The following is an 18,630-nucleotide window of genomic DNA, read 5'->3' on the forward strand; positions in this document are numbered from 1 at the left end:
AATAAACAAAAGGCCGTCTGAAATTTTCAGACGGCCTTTTGTTTCAAGCTTGAACAATCAAATTATTCAGCTGCTTTCTCTTCGCGAGCAGGCGCTTCCAGCAAAGCTTTGATAGACAGACGTACGCGGCCGCGGTCGTCTACTTCCAATGCTTTCACGTTCACAACCTGACCTACTTGCAGGTAGTCGCTGACATTGCGTACGCGCTCGTGGGCGATTTGGCTGATGTGTACCAAACCGTCTTTGCCCGGCATTACGCTGACAATCGCGCCGACGTTGTTGTCGAGGATTTTAACCACAGTACCTTCGTACACTTTGCCCACTTCCACTTCGGCAGTGATTTCTTCGATGCGTTTTTTCGCTGCATCGCCTGCTTCTTGAGTAGTCGCAGCGATAGTGATGGTACCGTCTTCAGCGATGTTGATTTCAGTACCGGTTTCAGCGGTAATCGAACGGATGGTTTCGCCGCCTTTACCAATCACATCACGGATTTTATCTTGGTTGATTTTCATGGTGAACAAGCGTGGCGCGTGTGCAGACAGCTCTTGCGGGCCTGCAACGGCGGCTTTCATTTGTTCCAAGATGTGCAAACGTGCTTCTTTGGCTTGAGCCAAAGCGATTTGCATGATTTCTTTGGTAATACCTTGGATTTTGATGTCCATTTGCAACGCGGTCACACCTTCGGTTGTACCGGCTACTTTAAAGTCCATATCGCCCAAATGGTCTTCGTCGCCCAAGATGTCGGTCAGGACAGCGAATTTGTTGTTATCCAAAATCAGACCCATGGCGATACCGGCAACGTGTGCTTTTAAAGGCACACCGGCAGACAGCAGACTCAAGCAGCCGCCGCAGACGGAAGCCATAGAGGAAGAGCCGTTGGATTCGGTAATTTCAGAAACCACGCGCATGGTGTAGCTGAAATCTTCAGGTTCTGGCAATACGGCCAACAACGCACGTTTAGCCAAGCGGCCGTGACCGATTTCACGACGTTTTGGCGCGCCTACGCGACCCACTTCGCCGGTAGAGTATGGCGGGAAGTTGTAGTGCAGCATGAAGCGGTCGGTGTATTCACCGGACAGCGCATCAATGATTTGTTCGTCGCGTGAAGTACCCAAAGTTGCAACCGCCAAAGCTTGGGTTTCGCCACGGGTAAACAGTGCGGAACCGTGCGTGCGCGGCAGTACGCCGGTTTGAATGTTCAACGGACGGACGGTGCGGGTGTCGCGACCGTCGATACGAGGTTGGCCGTCCAAAATTTGGCTGCGGACAACATCGGCTTCCAAGTGTTTGAAAATGCCTTTGATTTCGTTGGCTGCCAAAGTGTCGGTTTCTTCGGTAATCAACGCTTCTTTTACAGCATTCCAAGCTTCGTCCAATTTGGCAGAACGCGCTTGTTTTTGACGGATTTTGAATGCTTCTTTAATGGTTTCGCCGGCAATTTCGCGTACTTTGGCCACCAATTCTTCATTGGTTTCAGGTGCTTTCCAATCCCAAACTTCCGGATTGACTTCATCGGCAAACTCATTGATGGCATTAATGGCCACTTGCATTTGATCGTGACCGTAAACAACCGCGCCCAGCATCACTTCTTCAGACAAGATGTCGGCTTCGGATTCCACCATCAACACGGCTTTGGAAGTACCGGCAACCACCAAGTCCAATTGTGATTTCGCCAATTCGGCTTTAGTCGGGTTCAAAACGTACACGCCGTTTACATAACCCACGCGTGCCGCGCCAATCGGACCGGCAAACGGTACGCCGCTCAACACCAGCGCGGCAGACGCGCCCAGCATGGCAGGAATGTCAGAATCGATTTCAGGGTCAACAGACACGACCATCGCTACGATTTGGATGTCGTGGTAGAAACCTTCAGGGAACAGAGGACGAATCGGACGGTCAATCAGACGGCTGGTCAGGATTTCTTTTTCGCTTTGTTTGCCTTCGCGTTTGAAGAAACCGCCGGGGATTTTACCTGCTGCGTAAGTACGCTCGAGGTAATCGACAGTCAGAGGGAAGAAGTCTTGGCCTTCTTTCACTTCTTTGTTGGTGGTAACGGCAACCAAAACAACGGTGTCGCCCATGGATACTTTAACGGCAGCAGCGGCTTGGCGGGCAATTTCGCCGGTTTCCAAAGTAACGGTTTGATTACCGTATTGGAAGGTCTTAGCGTGTTTATTGAACATCATTGTTCCTTTCAAAATACCGCACTGCTAAAACACTAATAATGCACACTAAAATCCGAATGTGCATAGTTAGGGTTTCAGACCGTGCGGCAGGTTATAAACAAGCTTTCAGACGGCCTTTTCGGACGCTGAAAACAACTCTCGATTATAAAGGCAACTATCCTTAAAATCCAGTATTGATACAATAAAAAGGCCATCTGAAACATATCCTTTTCAGACGGCCTTCAAACTTAAAAATTAATCCTGAGTCAGCAAAGTCAATGCTTCCTGATATTTCTCGACCGTTTTCTGAATCACATCGGCAGGCACTTTAGGCGCAGGCGCTTTTTTGTTCCAACCGCTTTGCTCCAGCCAGTCACGGACAAACTGTTTGTCAAAAGACGGCGGATTGGTGCCGACTTTGTATTGATCGGCAGGCCAAAAACGGCTGGAGTCAGGCGTCAACACTTCGTCCATCAAAGTCAGCGTGCCTTCTTCATCTAAACCAAATTCAAATTTAGTGTCGCAAATAATGATACCGCAGGATTTGGCATATTCAGCCGCTTCCGTATAAAGCTGAATCGCCTTGGCGCGTACTTCCGCCGCCAGCTCTTTGCCGATAATGCGTTCGCATTCTTCAAAGCTGATGTTTTCATCATGATCGCCGACTGCGGCTTTGGTTGACGGCGTAAAAATCACTTCGGGCAATTGCTGCGCTTCCTGCATACCTTCAGGCAGTTGAATACCGCAAACAGAACCGGTTTTTTGATAATCTTTCCAACCGCTGCCTGCCAGATAACCGCGCACAATGGCCTCTACTTTCACCGGAGTGAGTTTTTTAGCCACAACGGCGCGTTTCTCCAAAGCTTTGGCTTCGTTTTCAGGCAAAACATCGTAAACCGTTTGGCCGGTAAAATGGTTAGGCATGATATGAGCCAGTTTTTTAAACCAAAAATTGGAAATCTGCGTCAGAATCTCCCCTTTACCCGGAATCGGATCATCCAAAATCACATCGAATGCAGACAGACGGTCGGAAGCAACCATCAACATACGTTTATCGTCAATTTCGTACAAATCGCGGACTTTGCCGGAGTAGATTTTTTTCAAGCTGATTTCAGACATTTCGGGTATCTCTTTGGTAAACAGAAGAATTTGGTATTTTAGCCCAATTTAGCATCTTTCGTCAGATTGTTTACAAAATAAAGGCCGTCTGAAACCTTATAGCTCGGTTTCAGACGGCCTTAGCCTTTGATTTTAGGGATAAACCCTAAAAACCATCATCCTATCAGATGGCAGGAGCCTGAGTCTGATCTTGGATTTGGTTCACAGCAGACAGAGAGTAGTAGTCGCCGTGGCCGGTTACTTGGTAAGTGCTACCGTCAGCAAACTTGAAGTTTTCAACTTTGTGATCGTTACCGGTGAACCAGTCATCGATGGTGATGCTGTCGTTAGTACCGACAGAAACAGTCAGGTTAGCACCTGATTTGCTCAGCAATACGTCAGAAGCTGCAACGCCTTTACCGAACAACAAGGTGTCATTACCGCTTTCTTCACGGATAGTGTCGTGACCGTAACCTTTGTCGAAGAAGTAAGTATCGTTACCGGTACCGCCGATCAGGATGTCGTTGCCGACGCCGCCGTCGAGGTAGTCGTTACCGTCTTTACCCACCAGGCAGTCGTCGCCGGCCAAACCGTACAGATGGTTGTCGCCGCCGTTGCCTTCGATGTTGTTGTTCAAAGAGTTACCGGTACCGTTCAGGTTTTGCATACCTTGCAAAATCAGGTTTTCAACGTGATCGGTCAAGGTGTAGTCAATAACGGTACGGACAGTATCGATACCGGCGTGTGCATTACCGTACTCGATAACTTGGTCGTTGGCATTGTCAACGAAGTAAACGTCGTTACCGTCGCCACCGCGCATGATGTCCGCGCCGGAACCACCGTTCAGGTAGTCGTTACCGGCACCACCTTGCAGGTAGTCTTTACCTTCTTCACCGTACAGAGAGTCGCCGTCGGCATCACCGTAAATGGTGTCGTTACCGGCACCGGCGTAGATTACGTCTGTGCCGTTGCCACCGTAGATGATGTCTTCGCAAGCAGTACCATAGATGGTATCTTTAGCATCAGTACCGCGGATAACGTTGCCGTCTTTGCAGTCTTCAGCTCGGATGACATTACCTGGGTTTTTGTCTTCGTGACCGTATGAGTTGTTTTGGTTATGGTCGTCAACACAGTCTTTGCAGTCTGGCTCAGGTTTTGGTTCTGGTTTAGGCTCAGGTTTTGGCTCTGGCTTAGGCTCAGGTTTTGGTTCTGGTTTCGGCTCAGGTTTTGGTTCTGGCTTAGGCTCAGGTTTTGGTTCTGGTTGCGGTTCTGGTTGTGGCTCAGGTTTAGGCTCAGGTTTTGGTTGAGGCTTAGGCTGAGGTTTAGGTTGTGGTTTTGGACATGGGATCGGTTTGATTGGCTCGCAGTTGTAAGGTGGGCAAACCGGAACACATTTGTAGTTAGGCGTTTTTGCCGGTGGGCAGAAAGCCGCAATAGCAGAAACCAAACCGGTTACCGCGTTAACTACTGACACGCCGACGCTGGCAATGCTAGCGATGCTGCCGATAGAAACAGAAGATTTTGCTGCAGGAGCGCAGTAGTAAGAAGAGTAGGAAGCCTTAGGCGCAGGAGCGCAGTAAGAACTAACCAGGGGTCTAGTATAATACCCCCCGTAACAGTATGCCATAATAATTACTCCCAAAAGTTAATAAAATATTGGGTTGACGGAACGAGCAAATCCGCCCTTGCCCAATTATTATTTTAGTAATATTTTGCAAAATATTTACTCAAAAATATCAAACGGTAGAATTTACCGACAAAAGGACAGAAGCTCCCCTAATTTTAAATACCATTATCCTAACAATCATAAAAACATTAACATTGATTCACAATCTCTTAACCAATATAACTGCTTAATCCATCTAGTTAAAACCTATATTTTAACTATAGTTATAGTATATTATTAAAATATTGATAAATAGTTACATTATAGGTAGATAATATCGACTACTTACTCAAACACGGCCCTGTTTGTATTTTGTTCGATGCTAATAATGTGAATTTGTCGTACTTACACTATAATGACGCAGACACCTATTTAACAGCCATCAGAGGAGATACTCAACCATGCGTACTTTATTGACCGGAGCCAAAGGCCAGCTTGCCCGTTGTCTGCGCGACCACCTGCCCGAAGATTGGGAACTGATTGCTACCGATTCGACTTCACTGGACATTACCGATACCGAAGCCGTACATCACATGATCAAAAATTTCCAACCCGATGCCATCGTTAATGCCGCAGCTTACACTGCCGTCGATAAAGCGGAAGAAAACGCAGAGGCTGCTTTTGCCGTCAACGCAAGCGCTGTTCACAACTTAGCCGCAGCCGCCCGCGCCGCGCATGCCCGCTTTATCCATATTTCCACCGACTATGTATTCGACGGCGAAGGCAAACGCCCTTACCGCGAAACCGACTACACCAATCCGCGCAGCACTTACGGTCAATCCAAAGTAGCGGGCGAACTTTTGGCTTTGGCCGCGCATCCGGAAAGCATTATTATTCGCACCTCATGGCTGTTTAGCGAATACGGCAGCAATTTCGTCAAAACCATGTTGCGCCTTGCCAAAGAACGCGATTCCCTCTCCGTCGTTCACGACCAAACCGGCTGTCCGACTTATGCAGGCGATTTGGCACACGCCATTATCGAATTATTACAACAACCCACCTCCCCACGCGGCATCTTCCATTACTGTGGCAATAAATCGGCAACATGGTACGAATTTACCAAAGCCATCTTTCAGACGGCCCAACAATTAGACGACAGCTTCCGCATTCCGGAACTGAACGCGATTACTACCGATCAATATCCCCTGCCTGCTCCGCGTCCGGCATACAGCATCATGGATTGCTCACGCCTGGAGACCGAGTTCGGTATCAAACCGTCCGACTGGCAAAAAGCCCTGCGCGAAATTCTCCGCAAAATCGACTGATAAGCTGATTCATCTATATTAAGGCCGTCTGAAACATATTTTCAGACGGCCTTTTTGTTTCTTTTATATATATCAAAAGCTTTATCTATCCAGTCTGTCATTTGAAAAGTGCTACAATAGCCGTTTATTTTATTTTTCAGACGGCCTGACAATATGTGCAACCATCATCCCAAACATTCACACGATAATGACACCATCCGCATCCGCGGCGCGCGTACACATAATTTAAAAAATGTCGATTTGGACATTCCGCGTCACAAGCTCGTGGTGGTAACAGGATTGTCAGGCAGCGGCAAATCATCGCTGGCGTTTGATACGCTGTATGCCGAAGGGCAGCGGCGTTATGTCGAGAGCCTGTCCGCCTATGCCCGTCAATTTTTGCAGATGATGGACAAACCCGATGTCGATTTGATCGAAGGCCTGTCGCCCGCGATTTCCATCGAGCAGAAATCCACCAGCCACAATCCGCGTTCCACCGTCGGCACGGTAACGGAAATCCATGATTACCTGCGCCTTTTGTACGCCCGCGTCGGCACGCCGTATTGCCCCGAACACAATCTGCCGTTGTCCAGCCAAACCGTATCGCAGATGGTCGATGCCGTGTTGAAGCTGCGGGAAGACACGCGCGTGATGATTTTGGCGCCGGCGGTGCGCGAGCGTAAGGGCGAGTTTGTCGATTTCTTTGCCGACTTGCAGGCGCAGGGTTTTGCGCGTGTACGCGTGGACGGCGAGGTCTATCAGTTGGATGAAGTGCCGAAGCTGGAAAAAAACATCAAACACAATATTGACGTGGTCATCGACCGCGTGAAAGTAAAAGCCGACATCAAACAACGTCTGGCGGAAAGTTTTGAAACCGCGCTGCGTCACGGCAACGAGCGCGCGCTGGCAATGGAAATGGACAGCGGCGAAGAGCATTGGTTCTCCGCGCGTTTCGCCTGCCCCGTATGTTCATACAGCCTGCCTGAATTAGAGCCTCGCCTGTTTTCGTTCAACAACCCGATGGGTTCCTGCCCGACTTGCGACGGCTTGGGCAACACCAATTTCTTCGACCCCGAAAAAGTGGTCGCCCATCCCGAATTATCCTTAGCAGCAGGTGCGATTGACGGCTGGGATAAGCGCAACCAATTCTATTTCCAAATGATTCAATCGCTGGCGCATCATTATAAATTTGATGTCAACGCCGCTTGGGAAAGCCTACCGGAAAAAGTGAAAAAAGTCGTGTTGCACGGATCGGGCAAAGAAGTCATCGACTTTACCTATCTATCCGAACGCGGCACCACCTTCAACCGCAGCCACGCCTTCGAAGGCATCATCCCCAATCTCGAACGCCGCTACCGCGAAACCGACAGCGAAACCGTGCGCGAAAAACTGCGTGAATACCAAAACCACCGCGCCTGCCCAAGCTGCGGCGGCGCACGTTTACGCAAAGAAGCCCGCTACGTTTACGTCAGCGGCGAACCGTTGCACGAAGTTTCCGCCTGGCCGCTGACCAAAACCCACCAATTCTTTGAAACGCTGGATTTGGACGGCAACAAAAAACAAATTGCTGAAAAAATCCTCAAAGAAATTACCGAGCGGCTCGGCTTCCTGATTAATGTCGGGCTGGATTACCTGAATCTCTCCCGCTCCGCCGAAACCCTTTCCGGCGGCGAAGCCCAGCGCATCCGCCTCGCCAGCCAAATCGGCAGCGGCCTGACCGGCGTGATGTACGTTTTGGACGAACCCTCCATCGGCCTGCACCAGCGCGACAACGACCGCCTGCTCGCCACCCTCAAACGCCTGCGCGATTTGGGCAACAGCGTGATTGTGGTCGAACACGACGAAGACGCCATCCGCGAAGCCGATTTCGTCGTCGATATGGGTCCCGGCGCGGGCGAACACGGCGGCAACGTACTGATTGCCGACACACCCGAAAACGTCGCCAAATGCGAAAAATCCGTTACCGGACAATACCTCAGCGGCAAAAAATCCATTGCCGTACCGTCTGAACGCACGCCTGTCAATCCCGACCGAATGCTCGTCCTCAAAGGCGCGCGCGGCAACAACCTCAAAAACGTTACCCTCGAACTGCCGCTCGGTTTGATTACCTGCATTACCGGCGTATCCGGCAGCGGCAAGTCCACCCTGATTAACGACACCCTCGCCAAAATCACCGCCCGCGAACTCAACCGCGCCCAAGAAGAACCCGCCCCATACGACGACATCCACGGCCTCGAACACCTCGACAAAGTCATCAACGTCGACCAATCCCCCATCGGCCGCACCCCGCGCTCCAACCCCGCCACCTACACCGGCCTGTTCACCCCTATCCGCGAACTCTTCGCCGGCGTCCCCCTCTCGCGCGAACGCGGCTACAACGTCGGCAGATTCTCCTTCAACGTCAAAGGCGGCCGCTGCGAAGCCTGCCAAGGCGACGGCGTCATCAAAGTCGAAATGCATTTCCTGCCCGACGTGTACGTCCCCTGCGAAGTCTGCCACGGCAAACGCTACAACCGCGAAACGCTCGAAATCCAATACAAAGGCAAAAACATCAGCCAAGTCCTCGACATGACCGTTGAAGAAGCCCGCGAATTTTTCGACGCCGTCCCCACCGTATCACGCAAACTGCAAACCCTGATGGACGTAGGCCTCGGTTATATCCGCCTCGGTCAGTCCGCCACCACCCTCTCCGGCGGCGAAGCCCAGCGCGTCAAACTCGCCTTGGAACTCTCCAAACGCGACACCGGCAGAACACTCTATATCCTCGACGAACCCACCACCGGCCTGCACTTCGCCGACATCGCCCTGTTGCTGGAAGTCATAGGCCGTCTGAAAGGCAAAGGCAACTCGATAGTGATTATCGAGCATAATCTTGACGTAATTAAAACTGCCGATTGGATTGTGGACTTGGGGCCGGAAGGGGGAGATGGAGGGGGGAGGATTATTGCTTGTGGTAGTCCTGAGCAGGTGGCAAAGGTTAAGGGGAGTTATACTGGGAAGTATTTGAAGGTAGTTTTATAATTTACTAATTAATGTTTAATTTTAGGAGACCTTTTATGGCAAATTTTGAGCAATGCGCTCATCAAGAAGAAAATATTTATTGATATGTACATGATTTTATGTAGATTCTTAATTGTGGAATTTGAAACTCATTTGGTAGCTCTATTAATTAATCAATAATCTCATGTGCAAAATTAGAAATAGATAGTCAGGAGAAGGAGGGACAAATAGTAAAATGATAACGCATAATAAGCTAAGAAATAATTTATTTTATTGAATAATAGTAATTTTACTTTTTGCAATTACAATTAAAGGTATAAAAACATGTCTATCAACAGAAAGCTATTACCGTCAATGCATCATGCAATTTCGTTAAATGACTTTCGAATCTATTTGGATGAAAGAGCCATTTTATCTCGTGCTGACTTATCAGAACTAAACCCATACTACACAAGATTTTTCTCTGATGCTAAAGATGTAAGAACAGGGAACTGGAATAGGGTATTTGGTAATTTTACTGATTATGGCTCTTTATTTGCACATACCAATACATCAGCAGTACCAAATGCATATGGACCAATATTAATTATTTTTAAATCTAATTATTTTCAAAATATTGTTGGTAATAATTCGTTGAGAGTAACAAAAAAGACTATATCTTCTAGTTCGTTTAATCCAAATACTGATTTTATAGATATAAGTACACTACACGAATATTTTGAAATTACTTCTCAGGGATTTTACAATTATCCAAAAACCGAATTTAAAGGGATAGAATTTTCCTGCGCACAGCGTCTTAATATAAGTCCTGATACTATACATAAAATAATAATAGATCCAATTTATCATAATGATATTAGATTGATAGATAAAGTACAGGAATTGTTGGATAATTACACAATCAATGTTGAAACAATAGAACGTAGATTGACTGAAGATAAAATTAATATATTACGCCATCTGGTATCTTGGAGTAATTCATTAAATGGTAAGCTTTTACATAAAAATATTATTCTTAGAGATCATGTTCCCGAACATCTTCAAAATTGGTTTAATAATTTAAATGATATAGGGGTTAAAATCTTAGCATCATGGCTTACCTATACATACAATGGAACACTAATACATATGGAGTAAAAAAATCATAGCAAGCCGTAGCATGCATACCCAACCGGCCGCGTGCGTGACTGCACCCCCCCCTACTCTGAATTACACGAAACTTCAAAACCAACGTGTAGAGTGTGTGCAGTACGCACGCGGTTACTTGATTGACGGTTTGCCATTTCAACTTTTAACTTCGTTGAAGCTAGCCCTTTCAGACGACCTCCAAGGTCGTCTGAAAGCGTCAAATTTAACAAAGCTAGAATCTTAAACAACAAACCATTCCTTCTCTAACACCCAAACCACAAACAAAAATCCTATGGCGCGTTATCGCAGAAACTTCATTGCCAGCGGCACATTCTTTTTCACTGTCAAACTCGCCGACCCAAAATCGCGCCTGCTTGTCGAACATATCGACTTCGCATGCGGCCTATATGGATGTGCAAAAACAATATCCCTTTGAAACCGTCGCCGTATGCGTACTGCCAAACCACATTCACGCCATTTGGACGCTGCCACCCGACGATGCGGATTATTCCCTGCGCTGGCGGCTGATTAAAACCAAATTCTCCGCACATTTTCCTCATGCCGAAAACCTGTCTGCCAGCAAACAGCGACGGAACGAACGCGGTATTTGGCAACGGCGTTTTTATGAACACACCGTACGCAACCAAACGGATTTGCAACGTTGCGCGGACTACATCCATTTCAATCCCGTCAAACATGGATTATGTGACAATGTCCGCGATTGGCCGTTTTCGTCGTTTCACCGTTATGTGCGGGACGGACGGCTGCCGTTAAATTGGGGCGGCACAAAAGAAACGGCGGTAATGAGTTTTGGAGAGTGAATGCCATAATAAAAAACTACCGGCCGCGTGCGTGCTACGCTACACACCCTAGCTGTGAATCACGCGAAACTTTAAAATCAATACGTGGAATAAGCCGTAGCCTGTATATCCAACCGACTGCGTGCGTGGCTGCGCCACACACCCTAGCTGTGAATTACGCGGAACTTCAAAACCAACGCGTAGGGTGTGTGCGGTACGCACGCACGCGGTTGCTTGATTGACGGTTTGCTGTTGTAAATTTTAAATTAGTTGAAACTAACGCTTTCAGACGGCATAAGAAATGACCGTCTGAAAATTGAAAAATGCCTTATCCCGGACACTCTGATTCACAAAACAAAAAACGGATTCCAAATCATTGGAATCCGTTTTTCTCTAAAGCTATCCGAATTATTTGGCTTCTTCTTTAGCGTCTTCAGCAGCTTCTTTGGCTTCTTCCGCTGCGTCTTTGGCTTCTTCGGCTTTCTCTTCAGGAGTTTCTGCAGCAGGAACGCCTTTCAAAGCGTCCAAAGAAGTTTTACAAGTTGCATCGCGTTGGTCTGCAGGCAGGTTTTTCAATGCTTCTTTGGTTTGTTCGAAAGATTTTTGCATCATGTCTTTGGTTGCGGCATCTACGTCTTTAGTTGCTTCGGCAAATGCTTTTTCATACTCGTCACAAACGGCAGAAGAAGATGAACCTGAACCGCCGCATGCTGACAGGGACAGGGCTGCCAACAAAGCCACCAATAAAGCTGATGTTTTCATGTGTCTCTCACTTTTTTAAATTTAGGTTAAAGGATGTTATATGTTAATTCATTATATGAAAGTGTCAAGAGTTTTTGTTTAATTTAATCAAAACTATATCATTGAAAGAGCCGGCCTATCTCAACATGATCAAGGCCGTCTGAAATTTCAGACGGCCTTAGGTTTGAAGCAATCTTTTTCAACGATTACGCCGCGTTACGGTGATAATGTCTGAGCGCGTGTTCTTTGCGCCGTCCGCTACTGAATGCGGAGACGCGTTTCAGATAGCCGATGACGCGGGTGCCGTAGTCGATATCGTGGCTGCCGCAGGCGGAACAGGCATGCAGGGTGCGTTTGTCGATATGGCCGCATTCGTTGCAGATGGTAATGCGCACATTCACGCAGAAGTAGTTGCAGCCGGTTTGTGCGGCGATGTCCAAGAGCGAGCGGTAGCCGGATTCGGGCAGGGCTTCGTCTAGGTTCAGGTGCAACGCGGAGCCGCCGTCGAGCCAGTCCACCAGTTCTTTGCCGTGAAGCAGGAATTTGTCGAGCGCGTTGATTTCTTCGTCTTCGACGACATAGAAATAGGAGTTGTAGCATTCGCGGCTGACTTTGTAGCCGTCGGCTTTGTCCCATTTGGCGTTTTTCACGCCGAGGTTTTCGGCGGGGACAAACTCGGTGTTGAACTTCACGCCGTAATGTTTGCTGGCGGCTTGGTTGGCTTCGAATATGGTTTTCAGACGGCCTTGGACGAAGTTGATGTAGTCATCGTTGTAGCCGACTTTGATGCCTTGCGATTCGGCGGCTTCCGCCATGCCGTTAATGCCGATGGTGAGGAATTGTTTGTCCAGCGTGATAAAGCCTGCATCGTAAACGGGCAGCATTCCGGCGGCTTGGTATTCTTCCATCAGTTTGCGGTAGGCGTATTGGTATTTGTGGATTTTCGCCACTTCGGCGGCAAGGTCGCGTCCATCTTGCTCCAGCCGGTTCATATTGATGGTAATGACGTTGATGGAACCTGTCGCCACGCCGCCCGCGCCGAGTGTGTAGCTGAAGGTGCGGTCTTCGATGGCGTTGCGCAGACGGCAGCAGGAAGCCAAGGAGTCGGGGTTGTTGGAAAGATAGACGAAGAAGGAATTGCCTTCCGCCAACTCTTTCGCCATTTCGTCAGCGAACACGGTGTCTTTGCATTTGCCGCCATCGGTCAGCATCGCAGCGGTCACGACAGGGAAGGTCAAAATGGCTTTGGTGCGCTCTTGGTTAAACCATTTAAGGAAGAAGTTTTGCAGCTTCGCCACGCTCGGCCACACTGGTTTGCTGAAATCGGGGAAGACGAAATCGCCGAACATTGCGTCAAAATAGTATTGATCGTAAACGGAAATATTCCAGAATACGCTCTGATAGCCGCGCGCGGCGGCAGGCTGGTTGATGCTGTACACCACCTGCTGCATATGGTTGGCAATTTCTTTGGCATGGGTTTCCAAATAATCGTCGCCGTAGTCTTTGCGGGCGAAGTAGTCGAAATAAGTCAGAAATTCCACTGTGGCCACCGCGCCGGCAAACTGCGCGCTGATGGCAAACACCAGGTTGATAAACGAGCCGCAAAACGATGCCAAATGCTGCGGCGCTTTAGATTCGCCGCCGAGTTTGCTTAAGCCGTCGAGCAGGAAGGGATACAGCGTAACCGACACACAATAAGGCTTGAGGCTGGTTTCGTCGTGCACATAAATCTCATGCGCCTCAATCTGGCGGATGTACTCATCGGCAACGGATTGGTCGAAAATTTCGGCGATTTTGCGCGACACTTGGGCGCGGTTAATCTGCACAAAAAAGTCTTTCATAATTTCCGCTTCCATCGTGGCGATGTTTTTTTGCGTTACGTTGGCATTGGCGTCCATTTTCGAGCCGTCCGCCGCGTTTTGTGCGCTGATGTAGTCGCGCATGAATTGTAGTTTTCCGTTTAACTGTTCGGGATGCAGCCGAATCATGTTAATTCTCCTGTATGGTTTGGTTGATTTATTAAACAATGACGGTTGGGCCGTCTGAAACATCGCTGTCAGCGAATACAATAAATTCAATTTAAATCAGTGCAATACAGCACCGGGCTAAATTGAAGCCACTGGAAAAACTTTAGGCGCAGGTTTGTCTTTGATAAACAAGCGGTTCAACACTTCGCCCGTGTGCAAATTGATAAACTTCTGATTGGTGGCCGGACTTTCCAAACCGCCCAACTCCATCTGCCAGCGGCCGGTTTTCAGATACGTCAGATAAGGCAGGATGCCGTCTGAAACCGCCTCCAGCTCTTCACGCTCCAGGCCGGTGTACAAGCAGGCTTTCAAACCCGCCTGCGTCACGATGGCCAGCATTTTCTGCAAGGCTTCCGGCTGCCATTCTCCGCCCATAAACAACACGCACGTAATCAATCCGCGATAGCGTTTCAGACGGCCTTTTAAATAATCCTCGGTCAATTCCGTGCCGATGCCCTCTTTCCATGTATCGGCACTGTGACAGCCTTTGCAACGCAGCGGACAACCGGAAAACAGAAACGCCAGCGACACTTCGCCCGGCACTTCCTGCCAAACAATTTGCTCGATTGTGAATTTCAAACCGCTCATTGCAACGCCATAAAACACAAGATATGGTATGCATTAAAACACAATACTACTAGATATGGTATTTTATTTAACAATCCATCTTTATTTTGTAATAGGTTTTTATAATTTAATAGATTGTAAATTTCAATAATTACATCTACACGGCTCCTTTGATAAAGGCCGTCTGAAAACAATTTCAGTGCATTAATATAAAAAAAGAAAAGCAAACTCCGTTATAACAAAGACGGTTTTAACAAATCAAAAAAGGCCGTCTGAAATCATCTTTCAGACGGCCTTAATTTCAGGTTTTACCCCCGATTCGAACCTTTCACCATATCCATCAAAAACAATCGGCAATCCAAATTACCGTTAAACAAAGGAATTTTACGCTTCGGAGAAAGGCGCATAAATTTCGGCATATCGCGATCACCGGTAAACATTCCTACCAACCAGCCGGCGTAATATTGTTTCAACCATGTACCGAGTTGCGGATATAAAGCCTGCAAAGCCTGAACCTCCGCAAGGCGCACGCCATAAGGCGGATTGGAAATCATAATGCCGTGTTCGCCGTTTGGGCGCGCGGCCTGCGCATCTTGCACGTCAAAGCGGATGAAATTATCCACTTCGGCGGCTTGGGCATTGGCCAATGCGGCGCGGATCATATAACGGTCGTTGTCGCTGCCGGAAATGGGCGCGGCGGCCGGTTTGATTTGTTTTTCAGCCTCACGGCGCAACGCTTGCCATTTTTCTTTGTCGAAGTTTTGCAGTTTTTCAAAACCGAAACGGCGCATCAAGCCCGGCGCACGATGTGTCGCAATCCATGCAGCCTCAATGGCAATCGTGCCGCTGCCGCAAAACGGGTCTTGGAAAGGCTGCGTACCATCGTAGCCTGCCAAAAGCAGCAAACCTGCCGCCAAGTTCTCTCTCAATGGCGCTTCGCCGGTATCCTGACGATAGCCGCGTTTAAAGAGTGCTTCGCCGGAAGTATCGATAAAGATTTCCACATTGCGTTCATCGATAAAGGCATGAATGCGGATATCGGGGTTGATTTTGCCCACGCTCGGACGCGCATCATAAATATCGCGGAAAGCATCGCAGACGGCATCTTTGATTTTCAAACCGACAAAATCCAAGCTTTTCACATTGGCGCGCTTGCCTTCGACTTTGACTTTGAAGGTCTGCTCCAGCTTAAACCAACCTGTCCAATGCAGATTTCGTGCCAGTTTGTAGATATCATGTTCGTTGCGATAACCTCCTTTGGTCAAGCGCAGCAAAACACGGCTGGCAACGCGCGAATGCAGGTTGATGCGATACACCTGCTCCATCGTGCCTTTACATGCCACACCGCCGTCAACAGCGCGGATATCCTGACATGCCATGCTGTCGAGTTCCTGCGTCAAAGGCGCTTCCAAACCGCGAGGACAAGTGATAAAAAGTGAATAAACCGTCATATAAAACCTTTCCGGGTAGGGCTATCCGAACCACTCGGATAACAAATAAAAACAATATTATAGCCGAAAAACCAAAAGGCCGTCTGAAACTTCAGACGGCCTTTGAATAACGCTTGCTTAGTGATCCAAACTATCGGTTTCCACCTTAACCGCTTTATCGGTTTTGTCTTCCGGCAAAACCAGGTTCAACAATACCGCCATAATACCGCCTGCGGAAATTGAGTTTTGGAACAATACCGGCAGGTTTTTGAACACTTCAGGCTCAAACGCCACACCCAAACCCAAACCGACAGAAGTTGCCGCGATAACCGCTTCACGGCGGCGAATACCGTGGCTGACCAAAATCCGCACGCCGGCAATCGCAATCAGGCCAAACATCAATACCATCGCGCCACCCAAAACCGGACTCGGAATCGTGGTAAACGCACGGCCGATAACAGGGAACAAGCCCAACAACACCAAAATCGCCGCGATATATTTGCCCACATGACGCGAAGCCACGCCGGTCATTTGAATCACGCCGTTGTTTTGCGCAAACGTGGTCAAAGGCAAAGAACCCAACGCAGTCGCAATCACAGACACCAAACCATCCGCCAACACACCGCCGCGCAGACGTTTGGTATATTCTTCACCCTCGATCGGCTGCTCGGAGACCATCGCAGTCGCCGTCAAATCGCCCACTGCTTCAAATACGCTCAACAAGAAAATCGCACCGGCGACAATAAACGCGTGCCAATCAAATGCAAAGCCATATTTAAACGGAACCGGCAGGGTAATCAGCGGCAGGTTTTGCAGGGCAGAAAAATCCACTTTGCCCAAAAACAGCGCAACGATATAACCGACAATCAAACCCACCGCAATGCCGCTCATGCGCAGCAACGGATTTTTTAAGCAGTTGAAAACCAAAACAATCAGCAACACCAGCGATGCCAGACCCAAGTTTTCCATCGAGCCGAACGTACCGTCTGCTTTCGCACCGAAGCCGCCGCCAAAGTCAGTAATGCCGACATGCACCAAACTCAAGCCGATCAACATCACGACCACGCCGCTTACAGTCGGCGTAATCACTTTTTTCAGATAAGGCAAAAGCCAGGCGGAGAAGCACACCAAAAATGCGCCGACAAAGGACACGCCCAAAAGCGTTGAAATCATCGCATCTTCAGTCAAACCGCCCTCTTTCATGCCGGTACCGAGCGCAATCATCACGGTTACAAAAGAGAAATTGACCGACTGAATCGACAACATACCCGAACCGACCGGCCCGAAACGGTTGACCTGCAAATAAGTACCGACACCGGAAGCCACCATCGCCATCGACACCAAATAAGCCGTCATTTCAACCGGCAGCTCCAACGCCCCGCCGACAATCAGCGCCGGCGTAATCATCGGGACAAAAATAGCCAAAAGGTGCGTAACCGCACTCAACAACGCATTCCCAAACGGCGGCTTGTCTTCCAAACCGTAAACCAAATCAGGCGAACCGGCCTGTTTATCTGTCATTTCGGCCATAATGACCCTTTCTTAAGAATCGTTAAAAAATATTAAGATGCGCATTTTAACTAATTTAAAATGTATCAGCAAATTCAAAATCATCAGGTCGTCTGAAAGTTTTGCCCAATCATTTTCAGACGGCCTCAAACAGCCTTAACACATTTTAATCCTTGACAGTATTTTTCCATCTTAAAACAAACAAACTAATGATTTAAAAATGTATTATTCATTAAGATAATGACAAATCACGATTAAACGGCCCGGCCTCATAGCGGATATGTTTCACACAAACAACAAAGTAAGCTACAATCCGATGAATAATCCACCCACATTATAAAATTAAAGGTTTCCGTATGTTAAAAGGCAGTCTGGTTGCCCTGATTACCCCGATGAATCAAGACGGCAGCATCAACTACGAACAACTTCGCGACTTAATCGACTGGCACATTGAAAACGGCACCGACGGCATCGTCGCAGTCGGCACCACCGGCGAGTCAGCCACCCTGCCTGTCGAAGAACATTTGGCCGTTATTGAAGCCACTGTCAAACACGTCAACAAGCGCATTCCCGTTATCGCCGGCACAGGCGCCAACAATACTGTCGAAGCCATCGCCCTTTCCCAAGCCGCCGAGCAAGCCGGTGCGGACTACACCTTATCCGTCGTCCCCTATTACAACAAACCTTCCCAAGAAGGCATTTACCAACATTTCAAAGCCATCGCCGAAGCCACTTCGATTCCGATGGTTATCTACAATGTTCCCGGCCGCACCGTCGTCAGCATGAGCAACGACACTATTTTGCGCTTGGCCGAAATTCCCAATATCGTGGGTGTCAAAGAAGCCAGCGGTAAAATCGGCAGCAACATCGAATTGATCAACAGCGTTCCCGAAGGTTTTGCCGTTTTATCCGGCGACGATCCTACCGGCCTGCCCTTCATGCTGTGTGGCGGCCACGGCGTGGTAACCGTCGCAGCCAACGTTGCACCGAAACTCTTTGCCGACATGTGCCGAGCCGCCCTTGAGGGCGATATTGCGACCGCCCGTCGTCTAAACGAGCAACTTATCCCAATTTATAACACCATGTTCTGCGAGCCCAGCCCGGCCGCGCCCAAATGGGGCCTGAGCTTATTGGGCAAATGCGAACCCCATGTTCGTCTGCCTTTGGTAGCACTGACCGAAGCCGGTCAAGCCAAAGTCCGAGCCGCTCTGGAAAAATCAGGACAAATCTGATCCGGAAATAAGGCCGTCTGAAT

The 18,630-nt window shown here is 48.6% G+C and carries 13 protein-coding genes; 5 read left to right on the top strand and 8 right to left on the bottom strand.

The genetic code is table 11. From position 1 onward, the window contains the following. Positions 1-62 precede the first annotated feature (62 nt). The 3 genes from pnp to FOC66_RS10720 form a co-directional block, all read right to left on the bottom strand. A complete protein-coding gene (gene pnp, locus FOC66_RS04210; RefSeq protein WP_141745664.1) occupies positions 63-2,186 on the bottom strand; it encodes a polyribonucleotide nucleotidyltransferase in 2,124 nt (707 codons plus the stop codon). A 234-nt stretch (positions 2,187-2,420) separates the two neighbouring features. Then, on the bottom strand, positions 2,421-3,284 hold the full coding sequence (locus tag FOC66_RS04215; protein ID WP_003746964.1) for a phosphoribosylaminoimidazolesuccinocarboxamide synthase: 864 nt from the start codon (positions 3,282-3,284) through the stop codon (positions 2,421-2,423). A gap of 163 nt (positions 3,285-3,447) precedes the next feature. Next, complete coding sequence (locus FOC66_RS10720; protein WP_231288082.1) at positions 3,448-4,890, bottom strand: calcium-binding protein; 1,443 nt, start codon at positions 4,888-4,890, stop codon at positions 3,448-3,450. A gap of 440 nt (positions 4,891-5,330) precedes the next feature. Between FOC66_RS10720 and rfbD the strand changes: the two genes are divergently transcribed. The 4 genes from rfbD to FOC66_RS04245 all read left to right on the top strand — a co-directional run bounded on the left by rfbD (position 5,331) and on the right by FOC66_RS04245 (position 11,122). Next, on the top strand, positions 5,331-6,194 hold the full coding sequence (gene rfbD / locus FOC66_RS04230) for a dTDP-4-dehydrorhamnose reductase (protein WP_003746969.1): 864 nt from the start codon (positions 5,331-5,333) through the stop codon (positions 6,192-6,194). Positions 6,195-6,347: 153 nt separating this feature from the next. Beyond that, a complete protein-coding gene (uvrA, locus tag FOC66_RS04235) occupies positions 6,348-9,194 on the top strand; it encodes an excinuclease ABC subunit UvrA (RefSeq protein ID WP_003746971.1) in 2,847 nt (948 codons plus the stop codon). 303 nt (positions 9,195-9,497) lie between these two features. Continuing rightward, positions 9,498-10,310: a hypothetical protein gene (locus FOC66_RS04240; protein ID WP_036493694.1), complete on the top strand. Its 813-nt coding sequence runs from the start codon at positions 9,498-9,500 to the stop codon at positions 10,308-10,310. A gap of 365 nt (positions 10,311-10,675) precedes the next feature. Continuing rightward, on the top strand, positions 10,676-11,122 hold the full coding sequence (locus FOC66_RS04245) for an REP-associated tyrosine transposase (protein WP_231288085.1): 447 nt from the start codon (positions 10,676-10,678) through the stop codon (positions 11,120-11,122). A gap of 387 nt (positions 11,123-11,509) precedes the next feature. Here the strand turns inward: FOC66_RS04245 and FOC66_RS04250 are convergent, their stop codons facing one another. From FOC66_RS04250 to FOC66_RS04270, 5 genes are all read right to left on the bottom strand, one after another. Then, on the bottom strand, positions 11,510-11,863 hold the full coding sequence (locus FOC66_RS04250) for a DUF5339 family protein (protein ID WP_003746976.1): 354 nt from the start codon (positions 11,861-11,863) through the stop codon (positions 11,510-11,512). Between the two features lie 185 nt (positions 11,864-12,048). After that, positions 12,049-13,893, bottom strand: a complete 1,845-nt coding sequence (nrdD, locus tag FOC66_RS04255; protein ID WP_081456502.1) for an anaerobic ribonucleoside-triphosphate reductase — start codon at positions 13,891-13,893, stop codon at positions 12,049-12,051. A 54-nt stretch (positions 13,894-13,947) separates the two neighbouring features. Further along, positions 13,948-14,457 (bottom strand): anaerobic ribonucleoside-triphosphate reductase activating protein, encoded by a 510-nt coding sequence (gene nrdG / locus FOC66_RS04260; RefSeq protein ID WP_003746981.1) that lies wholly within the window; start codon positions 14,455-14,457, stop codon positions 13,948-13,950. Between the two features lie 287 nt (positions 14,458-14,744). Continuing rightward, positions 14,745-15,887 carry a THUMP domain-containing class I SAM-dependent RNA methyltransferase gene (locus FOC66_RS04265; protein ID WP_003746986.1) on the bottom strand — a complete coding sequence of 381 codons (1,143 nt, stop codon included), beginning with the start codon at positions 15,885-15,887 and terminating at the stop codon, positions 14,745-14,747. A 117-nt stretch (positions 15,888-16,004) separates the two neighbouring features. Next, positions 16,005-17,396 carry a nucleobase:cation symporter-2 family protein gene (locus FOC66_RS04270; protein ID WP_003746988.1) on the bottom strand — a complete coding sequence of 464 codons (1,392 nt, stop codon included), beginning with the start codon at positions 17,394-17,396 and terminating at the stop codon, positions 16,005-16,007. A 335-nt stretch (positions 17,397-17,731) separates the two neighbouring features. On the opposite strand from FOC66_RS04270, the gene dapA reads away from it, so the two are divergent. Further along, a complete protein-coding gene (gene dapA, locus FOC66_RS04275) occupies positions 17,732-18,607 on the top strand; it encodes a 4-hydroxy-tetrahydrodipicolinate synthase (protein WP_003746989.1) in 876 nt (291 codons plus the stop codon). Positions 18,608-18,630 lie beyond the last annotated feature (23 nt).

Source organism: Neisseria mucosa (assembly GCF_013267835.1).
Lineage (GTDB): Bacteria > Pseudomonadota > Gammaproteobacteria > Burkholderiales > Neisseriaceae > Neisseria.